Consider the following 17,099-nt stretch of genomic DNA (forward strand, 5'->3'; position numbering starts at 1 on the left):
GTCTCAGCTTGCCGGCACCGACTTCTTCTTGCGGAATGTCCCGGCCTTCTCGGCCAGGTCGCGGGCAATGGCGAAGGCGCCCTTGATCTTGTCCGGTTCGGTCTTCCAGTCCCGCCGCACGATGATCTTGTTGTCCTTCACCTTGGCCAGGCCGTTCTGATCCTTGATGAAGTCGACCAAGCCCTGGGGATTGACGAACTTGTCGTTGTGGAACTGGATCGTCGCGCCCTTCGGCCCGCCGTCCAGCTTGGCAATCCCGGCCTTCTTGCACATGGCCTTGATCCGCACCACCAGCAGCAGCGTGTTGACCTCTTTCGGCAGCTTGCCGAACCGGTCGATCAGCTCGGCGGCGAAGCCTTCCAGCTCGACCTTGGTGGTCAGCCCCGACAGGCGGCGATAGAGCCCCAGCCGCACATCCAGATCCGGCACGTAATCCTCTGGAATCAAAACGGAAACGCCAAGGTTGATGTTCGGCGCCCACTGGTCGTCATCCTCGGTCAGCCCCTCCATCTCGCCCGAGCGGATCTTGGCAATCGCCTCCTCCAGCATCGACTGGTACAGTTCATACCCCACGTCGCGCATCTGGCCCGATTGTTCCTCGCCCAGCAGGTTGCCAGCGCCGCGAATATCCAGGTCCTGGCTCGCCAGCGTAAAGCCCGCGCCCAGCGTGTCGAGGCTGCCCAGCACGCGCAGCCGCTTCTCCGCCGTCGTCGTCAGCTTCACGCGCGGCTTTGTCGTCAGGTAGGCATAGGCCCGCGTCTTCGACCGCCCAACGCGCCCCCGGATCTGGTAGAGCTGCGCCAGACCGAACATGTCGGCCCGGTGGATCACCATCGTGTTCGCCGTCGGGATATCGAGGCCGCTTTCCACGATCGTCGTGGCCAGCAGCACGTCGTATTTCCCGTCGTAGAAGGCGTTCATCCGGTCGTCCAGCTCTCCCGCCGCCATCTGCCCGTGGGCGGTGACAACCGTGACCTCGGGCACCTGGTCGCGCAGAAAGGCCTCGATCTCCGGCAGGTCGGAAATCCTTGGCACGACAAAGAAAGACTGCCCGCCGCGATAATGTTCGCGCAGCAGCGCCTCGCGGATCGTCACGCTGTCGAACTCGCTGACATAGGTGCGGATCGCCAGACGGTCGACCGGCGGCGTGCCGATGATCGACAGATCGCGCACCCCCGACAGCGACAGCTGCAGCGTGCGCGGAATCGGCGTCGCCGTCAGCGTCAGTACGTGGATGTCCGAGCGCAGCGCCTTCAGCCGTTCCTTGTGGGTCACGCCGAAATGCTGTTCCTCGTCGATGATCAGCAGGCCGAGGTTCTGGAACCGGATCCCCTTGGCCAGCAACGCATGGGTGCCCACCACGATATCCACGGTGCCATCGGCCATGCCCTTGCGCGTCTCGGCCGCCTCCTTGGCCGAGACAAAGCGCGACAACTGCCTGACCTGCAGCGGAAATCCGCGGAACCGCTCCTTGAAGCCGGCGGCATGCTGGCGCGCCAGAAGCGTGGTCGGCGCGATCACCGCCACCTGCACGCCCGACATCGCCGCGACAAAGGCCGCGCGCATCGCCACCTCGGTCTTGCCGAAACCCACGTCGCCGCAGACCAGCCGGTCCATCGGCTGGCCCGAATTCAGGTCCTCCATCACCTCCGAGATCGCGCGCAGCTGGTCGTCCGTCTCCTGGTACGGGAAACGGGCGCAGAATTCCTCCCAGGCATGCGGCGGCGGATCCATCATCGGCGCCTTGCGCAGGGCCCGTTCGGCGGCCACGCGGATCAGGCGGTCCGCCATCTCGCGGATGCGTTCCTTCAGCCGCGCCTTCTTGGCCTGCCATGCGCCACCGCCAAGCTTGTCCAGCAGGCCCTCTTCATGGCCATAGCGCGACAGCAGCTCGATATTCTCGACCGGCAGGTAAAGCCTTGCATCCTCGGCATATTCCAGCAGCAGGCATTCATGCTGCGCGCCAAGCGCATCGACCACTTCCAGCCCGCGATAGCGCCCGATCCCGTGGTCCACATGCACCACCAGGTCGCCGGGGCTCAGCGATTGCGCCTCGGTCAGAAAGTTCTCGGCCCGGCGGCGTTTCTTCGGCGCCCGGATCAGCCGGTCGCCCAGCACGTCCTGCTCCGAGATCACGGTCATGTCGGGCGTCTCGAACCCGTGTTCCAGCGCCCAGACCGCCAGGTGCAGCCCGCGCTTGCCGATCCGGGTGCCGTTCGGGATCGGGATGACCTCGGCCAGGCCCTCGTCCTCGATCAGCCCGGTCAGCCGCTCGCGCGCGCCCTCGGAATAGGACGCGATGACCACCGGCCCCTTGTCGAGCTTTTTCTTAACATGATCGGCCAAAGCCGCGAAAAGGCTGATGTTTTCCTGCTGCCGCTCGGGCGAGAAGTTCCGCCCGATGCGCCCGCCCGCATCGATCACACCAGGTCCGCTCGCCTGCGCCAGAGGATGGAACTGCAGCACCCTGCGCCCCTCGACCTTCGCCTCCCAGGCATCGTCATCCAGGTACAGCATCTCCGGCGGCGCGGGCTTGTAGACGCTGTCGCGATGCGACCGGTCCTGCAATGCCAGCCGCCGGGTTTCATACTGATCCGCGATCGTCTCCCACCGCGCCAGCCGCGAGGCCGTCACCTGATCGTCCAGCGACACCGTCGCGCCCGGCAGGTAGTCGAACAGCGTCTCCAGCTTTTCGTGGAAGAAGCCCAGCCAATGCTCGATCCCGGCATGCTTGCGCCCCGCCGAAACCGCTTCGTACAGCGGATCGTCCGTCCCCGCCGCGCCAAAGGTCAGACGGTAAGTCTGCCGGAACCGCGTGATCGCCGCCTCGTCCAGGATCACCTCGGACACCGGCGCCAGCTCCACCACCTCCAGCGGCTCGGTCGTGCGCTGGGTCGCCGGATCGAACCGCCGCGCGCCGTCCAGCACGTCGCCAAACAGATCCAGCCGCACCGGCCCGCTGTCGCCCGGCGGGAAGATGTCGATGATCCCGCCGCGCACCGCGTAATCGCCCGGCTCCATCACCGTCGGGCTCTGCGAAAAGCCCATGCGCACCAGGAAGGACCGAAGCGCCTTTTCATCCACGCGCCCTCCGACAACGGCCTTGAACGCCGCCTCGCGCAGCACCTCGCGCGCGGGCACCCTCTGGGTCGCCGCGTTCAGCGTGGTCAGCAGGACGAACCGCTCCGGCATCTGATGCACCAGCGCCGCCAGCGTCGCCATCCGCGCGGCCGAGATATCGGGATTGGGCGAGACCCGGTCATAGGGCAGGCAATCCCACCCCGGAAAGACAAAGACCGGCATGTCCGGCGCAAGGAATTCCAGCGCGGCCCGCGTCGCCGCCAGCCGCTTGTCGTCGCGCGCGACATGCAGAACGGGGCCGCCCAGGCGGCCGACCTCGTCCAGGATCAGCCGGGCATCGAACCCTTCGGGCGCGCCGCCCACCGTGATGTGCTGAGGAGAAGTCATCCTGTCCTGCCGATCGAATGGCGCGCCGGGCTCAGCCGAGCACGCCGATTGTAAGGTTCTGGTACATCCCCCACAGCGCCGTGACGAAGATCGAGAGCGTCCCGATCATCTGGGTATGCAGCCGGTGTCGCAGCAACCGCTTGCACAGCACCTCCCCCATCAGCCCGTCGCGGCGGATGTGCCGCGCGGTCCGCAGGCTCAGCAGTGCCACCACCGACATCGGCAACGCCAGCAGGAACACCGCCTGGGCGAATTCCACCGCGTAGAGGAAGCCCAGCATCGCCAGCCCCGACAGCACGAAACAGCCGAACCCCAGCAGCCACAGCCCCGACACCTCTCCGATATAGAGCAGCCGGTTCACATAGACACGGGCGATCGCGTCCAGGTCCTCTGCCGCCTGCCCGCCCGCACGGCGCGCGCGGACGATCATGTCGTAGGGGATGCCCATCACCCAGTGGCTTGCCGAGGACCAGACCACCGCCAGCACGATCCAGAACCACAGGTTCGAGAACGAGCGCATGTCGATCAGCTCGAAAATTGCCTTGTACCAGTCCACTACCCGATCACACCGTCTGCCTGTTGAACCGCCCGCCCGTCCGGCGCCGCGGCGCGCCTGCCTGGGTAGAGCCCCGTCATGCCACCGCCCATGCCCGAGCGCAAGGCGCGCCCCTGTCGCGCCTCAGGCCCCCGACACCGCCATCTTGCCGCCGCCCGCATTCCATGCGACCCAAGACAGATCCTGACATCCGAGGTCCGCCATGATCCCAACGCTCGCGTCCTTTCCCGCCACCCGCCTGCGCCGCGCCCGCCAGACACCTGCCATTCGCGGCCTGGTGCGGGAAAACACGCTCAAGGCCGAGGATCTGATCTGGCCCGTCTTCGTCCGCGACGGCGAAGGGATCGAAGAGCCGGTCCCCTCCATGCCTGGTGTCGTGCGACATTCGGTCGACCGCGTGGCCGAGGCCGCGCGCCGCGCCTTTGACCTGGGCGTGCCGGCGATCTGCATCTTTCCCTATACCGCGCAAGAGGCGCGGACCGAGGATTGCGCCATGGCCTGGTCGCCCGACAACATCGCCAACCGCGCGATCCGCGCGATCAAGGCTGCCGTGCCCGAGATGGCGGTGATGACGGACGTGGCGCTCGATCCCTACAACATCAATGGCCATGACGGCTTTGTCGTGGACGGGGAAATCGTGAACGACCGCACCGTCGAGGCGCTGGTCAAGATGTCGCTGGCTCAGGCCGATGCCGGCGCGGACATCATCGGCCCGTCGGACATGATGGACGGCCGCATCGGCGCGATCCGCACCGCGCTGGAGGCGGCGGGCCACCAGCGGGTGATGATCCTGTCCTACGCGGCGAAATATGCCTCGGCCTTCTATGGCCCGTTCCGCGATGCGGTGGGGGCGTCGGGGGCGCTGACGGGGGACAAGAACACCTACCAGATGGATCCGGCCAATTCGGACGAGGCCCTGCGCCTGGTGGCCCGCGACCTGTCCGAGGGCGCCGACATGGTCATGGTGAAGCCGGGCCTGCCCTACCTGGACATCTGCCGGCGGGTAAAGGACCAGTTCGGCGCGCCGACCTTCGCCTATCAGGTGTCGGGCGAATACGCGATGATCATGGCCGCGGCCCAGAACGGCTGGATCGACGGCGACAAGGTGATGGTGGAAAGCCTGCTGGCATTCAAGCGCGCAGGCTGCGACGGGATCCTGACCTATTTCGCGCCGAAAGTGGCCCCGCTTCTTTAGGCCCGCGTCTCTGGGCCCGCGTATTGGGATCGTCATCCCGCCCTCTTCTGGCCTGCACATGCCCGGCCCGCACATGCCCGGCCGGCAAGACATCGCGCGCAGCCGCGACGGCGGCTTGGAAAAATTGCGTGACCCGGCCCCGCCTGCGCGGGTCCGACCCAGGCCGATCCTGCCCCGACAAGCGTGAACAGAAGGTTAACCCTCCTTTGTAACGCATTGAAATTCCATCTGCCGCCTGATGTCCCACGCGTGGGACATGCCGACCGGCATGGCCCCGCCTTCCCGATTCGTCGGGTCGTGACACCTTGGGGCCTTCGCGGTATAATCCACGACAAGGCCGGCAAACGGTCAGATCAGGCATATCGAGGCACGACACATGAGCAGCCCCCCCTTCACCCGCGCCACCCGGCGCGGTTTCATCCTTTCCGCGCTCGCTGGGACCGGCCTGACGGCCGCCTGCGGCAACGGCGTCGGCTCCACCGGCGACATCGAGATCGACGCGCGCGTCGACGCGACGCTGAACGAGCTTTATACCCAGTATCCCAACACGATCGAGATCGCCGAGAAATCCGTCGGCATGCTGGTCATGCCGCTGGTGACCGAGGCCAGCTTCTGGGTCGGCGGCGGTTATGGCCGCGGCGCGCTGCGCGTGGGCGGGGCGACGGTGGATTACTATTCCACCGCCAAGGCCAGCGCCGGGGTGCAGTTCGGGGCGCAGCAATATGCCCATGTGCTGTTCTTCATGACCCAGGCCGCGCTGAACGAGTTCCGCCGCTCCGCCGGCTGGACCGTGAGCGCGGATGTCGAATATGTCCTGCTCGACAAGGGCGACGGGCTCTCGGCCGACAGCAACACCCTGCGCGCGCCGATCCTGGCCGCCGTCTTCGGCCGGGCCGGGCTGCTGGTGGGCGCCTCGCTGGAAGGCGCGAAATACACGCGGATCATTCCCTGACCAACCCGCGCCGCGCGGGCTGATGCCGGGGTCGGGGGCGCTGCCCCCGTCCGGCCCTGCGGCCGGACTCCCCCGGAGGTATTTGGCCCAAGAAGAACGAGGGGCGCGCTCAGTCCAGGGCTTTGAGGCGCTTGAAGAGCGAGGACGTGTCCCAGCGGCCGCCGCCCATCTTCTGGACATCCTTGTAGAACTGATCGACCAGCGCCGTGACCGGCAGGCTGGCGGCGATCTCGTCGGCGGTGTCGAGACAGATGCCGAGGTCCTTGCGCATCCAGTCGACCGCGAAGCCGTGGTCGAAATGGTCGTCCAGCATCGTCTCGTAGCGGTTCGACATCTGCCAGGAGCCGGCGGCGCCCTGGCTGATCACCTCGACCACGTCGCGGCCGTCGAGCCCGGCCTTTTCCGCGAAATGCAGCGCCTCGGACAGGCCCTGGACCAGGCCCGCGATGGCGATCTGGTTGCACATCTTGGTCATCTGGCCCGCGCCGCTGTCGCCGATGCGGCGGCAGGTGCGGGCATAGGCGGCAATGATCGGCTCGGCCCGGTCATAGGCGCCCTGGTCGCCGCCGCACATCACCGACAGCACGCCGTTTTCCGCCCCGGCCTGCCCGCCCGAGATCGGAGCGTCGACGAAGCTGATCTGCTTGTCATCCGCCGCCGAATAAAGCTCGCGCGTGACCTTGGCCGAAACCGTCGTGTGATCGACGAAGACCGTTCCGCCGGCCATGCCGGCAAAGGCGCCCTCGTCGCCCAGGCAGACGCCGCGCAGGTCGTCGTCATTGCCCACGCAGGACATCACGAAATCCGCGCCTTCGGCCGCCTGCGCCGGGGTCTGCGCCATGGCGCCGCCATGTTCGGCGACCCAGGCCTCGGCCTTGGCGGCGGTGCGGTTGTAGACCGTTACCTCGTGCCCCTTGGCCTGCAGGTGGCCGGCCATCGGATACCCCATCACGCCAAGCCCCAGAAATGTGACCTTTGCCATCCGCTTTCCCCTCGCTTTGGGCTGTTCTACATTGCCCGGGCACCCTATCAGGCGGGGCGCGGGTTTCAATCCGGAGGACCCTATGGCAACGGTTTTTCGCTGGCTTCTCAGGCTGGCCGGCAGTCTTGTGGTGCTTATCGTGGCGGCAATCGCGATGGTCTATTACCTGGCCTCGCAATCCCTGCCCGATTACGATGACACGGTCGCGGTCGAGGGGCTGTCCGCCCCGGTCGAGATCGTGCGCGACAATGCGAATGTCCCCCATGTCTTCGGCGAGAGCGACGCGGATGTCTTCTTTGGCCTGGGCTATGCCCATGCGCAGGACCGGCTCTGGCAGATGGTCACCATGCGGCGCGTGGTGCAGGGCCGGCTTTCCGAGGTCTTCGGCACGCGGACGGTCGAAACCGACAAGCTGATGCGGCGGCTGGATCTGTATCGGCTGGCCTCGGAGTCGGTGGAGAACCAGGATCCCGGCACGCTGAGCGCGCTCGAGGCCTATGCCGCGGGGGTCAACGCACGGCTGGCCGAGATCAACGACCGCGCCCTGGGCCGCGGCGCGCCCGAGATGTTCCTGTTCCGCTTTCCCGTGGCGCCCTGGCAGCCGGCCGACAGCATCGCCATGGTCAAGCTGATGGCGCTCACGCTGAGCGGACACCTGAGCAACGAGGTGCTGCGCGCGCGCACGGCGCTGATGCTGGACGACCCCGAAAGGCTGCGCGACATCATGCCCGACACGCCCGGCAACGGCACAGCCGCCCTGCCGGAATTCGCCAGCCTCTTCCCCGACCTGCCGCGCTATGCCGCCAATACCGCCGTCGATTACGGGCCGCTCTCGCCCTTCCCGAAAGAGGGGCTGGCCGGGGCGTCGAACGCCTGGTCGGCGGCGCCGAGCCGGTCGGCCTCGGGCGGCACGCTGCTGGCCAACGACCCGCACCTTGGCTTCACCGCGCCCTCCTACTGGTACCTCGCGCGGATCGAGCTGGAGACCGGCGGGGTCATCGGCGGCACCATTCCCGGCATCCCCGCGGTGCTGGTGGGCCGGACCGCGCGGCTGGGCTGGGGGCTGACCTCGTCCTACCTGGACGATCAGGATCTCTATATCGAGAAGCTCAATCCCGAGAACCCCGAGCAATACCTGACGCCTTCTGGCTACAAGCGGTTCGAAACGCGGCCCTCGATCATCCAGATCGCCAACGAGGCCCCGATCACGCTGACCCTGCGCTGGACCGAGAACGGCCCGGTGCTGCCGCCGACGCATTACAACCTCGGCACCGTCACGCCGCCGGGCCATGTGATGGCGCTGGCCTGGACGGCGCTCGACCCCGATGACACGACCCTGTCGGCGGCGATGGGGGTGATGCGCTCCGGATCGGTCGAAGAGGCGATCGCGGCGGCCGAGGGCTATATCGCGCCCTCGCAGAACCTGTCGCTGGCCGACCAGGAGACCATCGCCATGAAGACCATCGGCTGGGCGCCGCGCCGCGATGCGCGCAGCCGCAGCCAGGGGCGGCTGCCGTCCGAAGGCTGGCGGGCCGAGAACCGCTGGCTGGGGCGCGCGCCCTACGCGGCGAACCCGGAATTCGTCAGCCCGCGCGGCGGGATCATCGGCAATACCAACAACAAGACGGTCGAGCGGCCGTTCCCCAACCATATCTCCTTCCTGTGGGGCGACACCCAGCGGATCCACCGCTGGGAACGGCTGATGCAGTCGCGCCAGGTCCATACCCGCGACAGTTTCGTCGAGGCCCAGCTGGACACGATCAGCTTCACCGCGCGGTCGCTTCTGCCGCTGATCGGCGCCGACCTGTGGTTCACCGGCGAGGCCGCGCCGGAGGGCACGCCCGAACGGCAACGGCAGATCGCCCTGTCGCTGCTGGCCGAGTGGAACGGCGAAATGAACGAACACATGCCCGAGCCGCTGATCTACGCGGCCTGGCTGCGCGCCCTGCAGGACCGGCTGATCCATGACGAGCTGGGCCAGCTGGCCGAGGAATTCGACCACGTGCAGCCGATCTTCATCGAGAGGGTCTACCGCGATATCGACGGCGCTTCGGCCTGGTGCAACGTGGTGCAGAGCGCCCCGACAGAGACCTGCACCGACATGGCGCGCATGGCGCTGGACGATGCGCTGGTGTGGATCGGCGACACCTACGGCACCAACCTCGAAACACTGCGCTGGGGCGACGCGCATCAGGCGACCCACGATCACCCGATCCTGGGCGACCTGCCCTTGCTGCGGTATTTCGTGAACGTGCGGCAATCGACCAGCGGTGGCGACAACACGCTGCAGCGCGGCCTGACCTCGGGCAGCGGGCCCGATCCGTTCCAGAACGTGCATGGCGCGGGCTATCGCGGGGTCTATGATTTCGCCGATCCCGACAGTTCGGTCTTCATCATCTCGACCGGGCAATCGGGCCATCCCCTGTCACGCCACTACGACGATCTTGCGCAGCTGTGGCGGCGGGGCGAATACATTCCGATGTCGCTGGACGCGGATCTGGCGCGGGCCGCCGCCGTCGGCATCACGCATCTGGAGCCGCGCTGACCAGGCTCCAGCGGGGTCGCGCGGGGCCGGGACGATCCGGCCGGAGGCGCGGTCGCATCCCCCTGACCGTGTCGTCTCGCGCGGGGTCATCATCAGAACAGAACGGATGGCAGATTGGCGGCACGGTCCCTCGCACGGGGGCCGCGCCGTCCTGATCACAGCGCGGCGTAGCGGCGCGCCTGTTTCTCGGTCCAGCGGACGCGGATGGTGAACCCCTCGTCGGTCTGGTCTTCCGACAGGATGACGTCTTGCTCGAACAGCCATGCCCGGCGGCGCCCGTCCTCGAAGGTCAGGTGCAGTTCGTCCTCGAACCGCCGGCCGACCAGCGCGGTGGCCACGGCCTGAAGCAGCACGTCCAGCCCCTCGCCCGTCAGCGCCGAGATCGGATAGACATGCTCGTCCCGCGCGGCGCGGGCGATGGCGGCCTCCCGGCCGTCCTCGTCCAGCTGGTCGATCTTGTTCCAGACTTCGAACATGGGCCGGTCGTCCGCGACGCCCAGATCGGCGAGTATGGTGGCCACGTCGGCGGCCTGCTCATCCGTCTCTTCATGCGAGATATCGCGGACATGCAGGATCAGGTCGGCGCCCAGGACTTCCTCCAGCGTGGCGCGGAAGGCGGCGACCAGCTCGGTCGGCAGGTCCGAGATGAAGCCCACCGTGTCCGACAGGATCACCTCGGGCCCGTCGGGCAGCGCGACGCGGCGCATAGTGGGATCGAGCGTGGCAAAGAGCATGTCCTTGGCCATCACGTCGGCCCCGGTGAGACGGTTGAACAGCGTGGACTTGCCCGCGTTCGTATAGCCCACCAGCGCGACGATCGGGTACGGCACCTTGGCCCGCGCGGCGCGATGCAGCGTGCGGGTCCTGACGACCTTGTCCAGCTGCCGCTGCAGGCGCACCAGCTGTTCGTCGATGGCGCGGCGGTCGGCCTCGATCTGGGTCTCGCCCGGACCGCCGACAAACCCCAGCCCGCCACGCTGGCGTTCCAGATGGGTCCAGGCGCGGACAAGCCGCGTACGCTGATAGCTCAGCGCCGCCATTTCCACCTGCAACACGCCCTCGCGCGTCGCCGCGCGATCGGAAAAGATTTCAAGGATCAGCCCGGTGCGGTCGAGGATCTTTACCTTCCACTCCCGTTCCAGGTTGCGCTGCTGGACCGGCGACAGCGGGCCGTCGACAAGCACCAGCTCGGCATCGGCCTCCTTGATGCGCTGCTTGAGTTCTTCGACCTTGCCGGTGCCGAACAGCAGCCCGGGATGGGGACGGGCCAGGCGCACGATCTCGGACCCGACCACGTCGAGGTCGGGCAAGGCCCGTGCCAGCGACACGGCCTCCTCCAGCGCGGGCCCGGCGACCCGGCGTTCGGGATCGCTTTTAAGTTCCGGATGGAGGACCCAGGCCCGGGTCTTCCTCCGCTCATGTTCCATCAAGAGGCGTCTTCGCCCTCATAGAGGTTGATCGGCTGTGCCGGCATGATGGTCGAAATCGCGTGCTTGTAAACAAGCTGCGATTGGCCGTCGCGGCGCAAGAGGACGCAGAAGTTGTCAAACCATGTAATAACGCCCTGAAGCTTCACCCCGTTGATCAGGAAAATCGTGACCGGAACCTTGGTCTTGCGGACATGGTTGAGGAATGCGTCCTGCAGATTCTGTCTGTCGGAAGCCATATTGGGAAATACTCGCCCTTGTTCTTGTGTTTCTTATATGCGCTGCAACCTACATACGGCGCTTGCACCGGAGTATGTCTGCGCCATTCGGGAACTTCCACCCCAAAACGGGACCGTGACCGCTCGCATAACCTCGGGTTGCGTCACTTGCGCCACAAATCGGGCGTCAGCAAGGCAATGATGGCCAGCGTTTCCAGCCGCCCGACCACCATCGCGACGCAAAGGACCAGCTTGGCGCCAGGGCCGAAGGCCAGGATGGGAATCTGCACGTCCGAGGCATGTTCGATCAGCGGGCCGGTTGTCGACAGGGTCGCGACCGCCAGCACGATCGCCTCCTCGAACTGGATCCCGTATAGCCCCAGCACCAGGGTGACCGCCGTCAGCGAGATGGCGAACATCATGAAGAAGACCCAGGCGATGAAGGCACCGTTGCTCTGCAAACGGCGCTGGCCGCGCGCCATCGAGGTGACGGAGGACGGGTAGACAAGCCGCTCCATCTCGCGCAGGCCGTTGAGGTAGAGCGCATAGACCCGCAGCAGCTTGACCCCGCCGGCAGTGGTGGCCACCCCGCCGCCGATCATCGCCAGCCCCAGGAGGATGATGCCCGAAGCGCCCAGCCCCGACCAGCTTTCCGAGGTCTGCCAGTCCGTGCTGACAAAGCCTGTCGTGGACAGGTAGGATAGCACCGTGAAGGCCCCGCCCCACAGCGCGCGCAACGCCTCGGCCGGGCGGCCGACCATGTCGATCTCGAAGGCGCCGATCCAGTGCCGCAGGAACAGCAGCAGCGGCACGCCGATCACCAGCAAGGCACCCACCCGGAACTCGGGGTCCTTCAGCAGGTTGCGCGTGCGCCCACCCGACAGCGTGTCGTCGGAGAATGTCAGTCGGCTGAGCGCGAAGATCATGAAGCAGAACATGGCCAGCTCTCCCATCCGCCCCGCGGCCGCCCCGTCAAGCCCGCCGACCGGCGAGATCCCGGAGGTCGCCATCACCGACATGGCATGGATCAGCGCCACCAGAGGCGGCTCTCCGGCGGCCAGCAGCAGCACCATCAGCACGCCGGTCAGCCCGGCGTAGATCGGCAGCAGCGTGCTGCCCACCCGGCGCAGACGCTTGGCCGGATCCGCGCGGGTCATCGCCAGGGTGCCGGGATCGGCGCGCCCCGGCTCGCCCCTCGCGGTGACCTCGAAGCCGCCCAGGCTCATCGGCGCCAGGATCGCGCCGGCCGCCACCCACATCAGCAACCCGCCCAGCCAGGCGACCTCGGCCCGCCACAGATGCAGCGCCGGCGCCAGGCGATCCGGGTCGCCGAAGAGGTCGATGCCGGTGGTCGTCACCGCGCTGACCATATCGAGATAGGCGTTGATGAAGCGGGTGTTCTGCAGCGCGTCATGCACCGGCACCGCCAGGTACAGCGGCAACAGCGCGAAGGTCCCGAACAGCGCCAGCAGCTGGCGCATCTCTTCCCGTTGCGGCCGCACCCGGCCGCGCGCCAGCGAGATCAGCGTGACCACGATCAACCCCAGCGTGCCGGCATAGAAGAAGCTGCGCGCCGAGATGTCGTCGTCCCGCATCGTCGCGAGCAGGGCCGGCGGATACATGGCCGCGGCCGCGATGCCGAAGATCAACAGGAAAAGCGTCACGCGGCTGGGGCCGGCGCGGGCCCGGGATCTTCGCTTGGCCCGCATGTCAGAAAAAGTCGATCGAGACCTGCATCAGCCGCTCGATCTCGGGAACATCATCCGACATTGCAAATATGGTGACCACATCGCCCTCGTCGATCCTGAGCGATCCGGCCGGACGCATCACCTTGTCGCCCTTCATCACCATGCCCACCAGCGCGCCCTCGGGGAAGTCGATGTCGCGCAGGCGCTGGCCGGCCATGGGCGAGGTGCCCATCACCTCGGCCTCGATCACCTCGGCCTCGGCGTCGCCAACCGAATAGACGGCGCGGACCCGGCCATGGCGCACGTGGCGCAGGATCGAGCTGACGGTGGTGGCGCGCGGGTTGATGTAGGCGTCGATGCCCAGCGGCTCCATCAGCGGCGACAGCGTCGGGTCGTTGACCAGAGCGATCGACATGCGCGCGCCCTCGGCCTTGGCGCGCACGGCGGCCAGCATGTTGGTCTTGTCGTCGTCGGTCAGCGAGATCACCGCATCCGCCTGCGCCACGCCGGCCTCGTGCAGCAGCGCCGCATCCAGCCCGTCGCCATGCAGCACGATGGTCCGTTCCAGCGCCTCGGCGGCGATCTCGGCGCGGGCCCTGTCGCGCTCGATCACGCGGGCACGGATCCGCGCCTCGCCCTTTTCCAGCGCGCGGGCCACCGTCAGGCCCACGTTGCCGCCGCCGATGATCACCACGCGGTCCTGCTTGGTCTGCGTCTTGCCCATGACCTCAAGCGTGCGCGGCACGTCGTCCTTGTGGGTGAAGACATAGACCGCATCGCCCGGAAAGATCTGGTCCCCGGCCTCGGGCGCGAACAAAGTGCCTTCGCGCCGGATGCCCACGACGACGGCCCGCAGAGTGGAAAACAGGTCGGTCAGCTGCCGCAGCGGCGTGTTCACGATGGGGCAATCGTCTTCGACCTGCACACCCAGAAGCTGGGCGCGGCCGTCCATGAAGGTCTCGATATCGAAGGTCGCTGGCGCGCGCAGGCGTTTCAGCGCGGCATTCGCAACCTCGCGTTCGGGGCTGATCACCACGTCGATCGGCAGGTGATCGCGGCGATAGAGATCGGAATAGATCGCGTTCAGATAGCTTTGCGCCCTGAGCCGCGCGATCTTGCGGTTGATGGAAAAGACCGAATGCGCCACCTGGCAGGTGACCATGTTGACCTCGTCCGAATGGGTCGCGGCGATGATCATGTCCGCGTCGCGCGCGCCTGCCCGGTCCAGCACGTCGGGATACGAGGCGAAGCCCGCGATCCCCTGCACGTCCAGCGTTTCCGTGGCGCGGCGCACCAGTTCGGGATTGCTGTCGACGACGGTGACATCGTTCAGCTCGCCCGAGAGATGCCGCGCGATCTGCCAGCCCACCTGGCCGGCCCCGCAGATGATGACCTTCATCGGTTTGCCCTCTCCGGCGATGCTGTTGAGATGACCGGAAGTTTCTGCATGGCAGAGCCGGAAACAAGTTTCAATTCAATTGTCACGCCCGGCGAGTTGCGACACTCTGGGCCCATGAAACCGATCCAATCCATTGCCATGCCCCTGGCCCTGCTGGTCGCCGCGGTCGCCTGTTCGCCGCTCTCGACCTACTACAGACCGGGCGTCGAGGTTGCGCGGCTGGAAACGGACACCACCAATTGCCAAGTCACCGCGGCTCAGGAAGTGCCTCCGAACAACCAGATTCGCTCCACCCCGACAGCCTTCTACCCCGGCGTCGCCTATTGCGGCGCCGCGGGCTGCATGTACGGCGACCCGTTCTGGTCCGACAGCTATATCTACACCGTCGACGTGAACGCGCCGCTGCGGCAGAAAGTGATCCAGCAATGCATGCGCGAAAAGGGCTACAGCCCCGTGCGCATCCCGCGCTGCCCCGTCGAGGTCAAGGCGCCGCCGGGGCGCACCACGGTGATGCCGGTGCTGACGCCCAGCTCATGCGCGGTGCGCAACCGCGACGGCAGCTACCAGATCGTCAACGTGGGCTGACGCCCGGGCGACATGTTGCATTCGATGCTTTTTCCGGCCCCCCGATTGGTCGGGGCCGGGTTCTCTTGGCCTATTGTTAAGGATTTGAGGCGAGATTGACCGCGCTCCGACCGGACCCGGGGCGTCTTGTCGAATTATGCATCCTGCAGGGGGCACGCCTTGAAGCACCTGACCATTACGCACAAACTCATCGCCCTGATTTGCGCCATGGCGCTGGTCGTGGCCTGGCTGACCTTCAACATGGTCGACCGCCTCAGCAGCACCGCCTACGACACCCGGCGCGACATGCTGCAGGCACAGGTCGAAAGCGCCCGCTCGATCCTGGAATACTATCACCAGCTGGAACTGGATGGCACGCTCAGCACCGAAGAGGCCCGTGCGAACGCCTTCGCGGCCATCGGGTCCATTCGCTTCGAACCGAACGGCTACATCTTCGGCATTCAGTACGATGGCGTCTACCTGGTCCACCCGATCGAAGCGAAGGTCGGCACGAACCAAATGACCTCGCCCGACGTCTCGCCCGAATTGCGGGCCAACACGCGCTCTCACGTCGAACTCGCCACGAGCGGTGGCGGTCTCAACGAATACGCGACGTCGATGCCGGGGGGCGAACCGGGCAAACTCTACGCCAAGCAGAGCATGATTCTGCCCTTTGACCCGTGGAACATGCTGATTGGTACTGGCGCCTACGTGAACGACATCGAGGCGATGATCGCCCGCGAGAAGCGACAGACCACGATTTTGGGTGCAGGTGCGATCGCTCTGCTGATGGTCGTCGCCATGCTCTTCGGCGCGACGATCACGCGGCCGCTGGCCCGGGTCCGCGCGGCGATCGACTCGGTGGCGCAGGACGACACAAATTACATGATCCCCTACACGACGGGCACGAACGAGACCGCGCGCATCGCGAAGTCCACCAAGGCCCTGCAGGACAAGGTGCGCGAGCGGCTTGCCCTCGAACGCCAGCAGGCAGAGGACCAGGCCGCGCTCGAAGCCGAGCGCCAGAAGAACCACGACCTGCAGAAGGCCGAGGCCGAGCGTCAGGCCCATGTCGTCGCCACGATCCGCACCGCGCTGGAGGCTGTGGCCGATGGCGACCTGACGGTGCGCTGCGCCGATCTGGGCGAGGCGGATGCGGAACTGCGGGCGCACTTCAATTCGGCCATCGGCAAGCTGGAAAGCGCCATGACCGAGGTCACCATCAAGGGCGCCGACATCACCGCCACCAAGGACGAGATCCAGCGCGCCACGATGGAACTCTCGCAGCGCACCGAGCGCCAGGCCGCCAACCTAGAGGAAACCTCGGCCGCCCTGGAAGAACTCTCGACCACCGTGCGCCAGACGGCCGAGGGCGCGCAGGACGCGGCCCGGCGCGTCGTCTCCGTCTCGCAGGAGACCGAGACCTCGGATGCGATCGTCAACGACGCTGTCGCGGCGATGGACCGGATCGAGCAATCGTCGGCCCGGATCGGCAACATCATCGGCGTGATCGAGGATATCGCCTTCCAGACCAACCTGCTGGCTCTGAACGCGGGTGTGGAAGCCGCGCGGGCCGGGGAAAGCGGCAAGGGGTTTGCCGTCGTCGCGCAGGAGGTCCGCGACCTGGCCCAGCGGTCGAGCGCCGCGGCCAAGGACGTCAAGGACCAGATCGGCGAATCCTCGACCCAGGTGGCCAGCGGCGTGCGGCTGGTGGGCGATACCGGCGAGGCGCTGAAGCGGATCTTCGAACAGATCAAGTCGGCCCGCGACATCGTGTCGAGCATCGCCGAAAGCGCCATGGAGCAGGATACGACCCTGCGCTCGCTGGCCGAGACGATCAACGACATGGACACCAACACCCAGCGCAACGCCGCCATGGCCGAGGAGACGACGGCCTCCACCATGGCCCTGGGGTCGGATACCGATGCCCTGATGGCCCTGATCCACCGCTTCCGCGTCTCCGGCCAGGCCACGGCGACCATGGCGCCGGCGGACAACGACTTCCGGATGGCGGGCTGAGTGGGCGGCCGCCGACTGTCACCCGCCGGTGTCTGACGCAACGGTCCGATGGGCTGGCGTCGGAACGGGCAAAGACCCGGACCCGG

12 protein-coding genes are annotated in these 17,099 nt (G+C 66.8%); 5 read left to right on the plus strand and 7 right to left on the minus strand.

What is annotated here, in order from left to right; genetic code table 11:
- Positions 1–3: 3 nt before the first annotated feature.
- The gene (gene mfd / locus ATO3_RS01510) at positions 4–3,468 is read right to left on the minus strand and encodes a transcription-repair coupling factor (RefSeq protein WP_088648023.1); all 3,465 of its coding nucleotides are present in this window, start codon (positions 3,466–3,468) and stop codon (positions 4–6) included.
- A 31-nt stretch (positions 3,469–3,499) separates the two neighbouring features.
- A complete protein-coding gene (locus ATO3_RS01515) occupies positions 3,500–4,024 on the minus strand; it encodes a component of SufBCD complex (RefSeq protein ID WP_088648024.1) in 525 nt (174 codons plus the stop codon).
- A gap of 202 nt (positions 4,025–4,226) precedes the next feature.
- Here ATO3_RS01515 and hemB point away from each other — a divergent pair, with 202 nt between their 5' ends.
- Together hemB and ATO3_RS01525 are read left to right on the plus strand one after the other, a co-directional pair.
- Complete coding sequence (gene hemB / locus ATO3_RS01520) at positions 4,227–5,219, plus strand: porphobilinogen synthase (protein ID WP_088648025.1); 993 nt, start codon at positions 4,227–4,229, stop codon at positions 5,217–5,219.
- A gap of 376 nt (positions 5,220–5,595) precedes the next feature.
- Positions 5,596–6,171, plus strand: a complete 576-nt coding sequence (locus tag ATO3_RS01525; protein WP_088648026.1) for a lipid-binding SYLF domain-containing protein — start codon at positions 5,596–5,598, stop codon at positions 6,169–6,171.
- A 109-nt stretch (positions 6,172–6,280) separates the two neighbouring features.
- Here ATO3_RS01525 and ATO3_RS01530 read toward each other — a convergent pair whose 3' ends face one another.
- Positions 6,281–7,153, minus strand: coding sequence for an NAD(P)-dependent oxidoreductase (locus tag ATO3_RS01530; RefSeq protein ID WP_088648027.1), 873 nt, complete (start codon positions 7,151–7,153; stop codon positions 6,281–6,283).
- An 82-nt stretch (positions 7,154–7,235) separates the two neighbouring features.
- Between ATO3_RS01530 and ATO3_RS01535 the strand changes: the two genes are divergently transcribed.
- Positions 7,236–9,698: a penicillin acylase family protein gene (locus tag ATO3_RS01535; protein WP_088648028.1), complete on the plus strand. Its 2,463-nt coding sequence runs from the start codon at positions 7,236–7,238 to the stop codon at positions 9,696–9,698.
- 155 nt (positions 9,699–9,853) lie between these two features.
- On the opposite strand, the gene hflX is transcribed toward ATO3_RS01535, so the two are convergent.
- From hflX to trkA, 4 genes are all read right to left on the minus strand, one after another.
- Positions 9,854–11,125 carry a GTPase HflX gene (gene hflX, locus ATO3_RS01540; protein ID WP_088648029.1) on the minus strand — a complete coding sequence of 424 codons (1,272 nt, stop codon included), beginning with the start codon at positions 11,123–11,125 and terminating at the stop codon, positions 9,854–9,856.
- A complete protein-coding gene (gene hfq, locus ATO3_RS01545; RefSeq protein WP_088648030.1) occupies positions 11,125–11,364 on the minus strand; it encodes an RNA chaperone Hfq in 240 nt (79 codons plus the stop codon). Before hfq ends, hflX begins: the two co-directional genes overlap by 1 nt.
- A gap of 143 nt (positions 11,365–11,507) precedes the next feature.
- Complete coding sequence (locus tag ATO3_RS01550) at positions 11,508–13,052, minus strand: TrkH family potassium uptake protein (protein WP_088648031.1); 1,545 nt, start codon at positions 13,050–13,052, stop codon at positions 11,508–11,510.
- 1 nt (position 13,053) lies between these two features.
- On the minus strand, positions 13,054–14,430 hold the full coding sequence (gene trkA, locus ATO3_RS01555) for a Trk system potassium transporter TrkA (RefSeq protein WP_088648032.1): 1,377 nt from the start codon (positions 14,428–14,430) through the stop codon (positions 13,054–13,056).
- Positions 14,431–14,544: 114 nt separating this feature from the next.
- On the opposite strand from trkA, the gene ATO3_RS01560 reads away from it, so the two are divergent.
- Together ATO3_RS01560 and ATO3_RS01565 are read left to right on the plus strand one after the other, a co-directional pair.
- Positions 14,545–15,015: a hypothetical protein gene (locus ATO3_RS01560; RefSeq protein ID WP_233151995.1), complete on the plus strand. Its 471-nt coding sequence runs from the start codon at positions 14,545–14,547 to the stop codon at positions 15,013–15,015.
- Positions 15,016–15,174: 159 nt separating this feature from the next.
- Positions 15,175–17,013, plus strand: coding sequence for a methyl-accepting chemotaxis protein (locus tag ATO3_RS01565; protein WP_088648034.1), 1,839 nt, complete (start codon positions 15,175–15,177; stop codon positions 17,011–17,013).
- Positions 17,014–17,099 lie beyond the last annotated feature (86 nt).

The sequence above is a fragment of the Marinibacterium profundimaris genome (genome assembly GCF_002210095.1).
Lineage (GTDB): Bacteria > Pseudomonadota > Alphaproteobacteria > Rhodobacterales > Rhodobacteraceae > Marinibacterium > Marinibacterium profundimaris.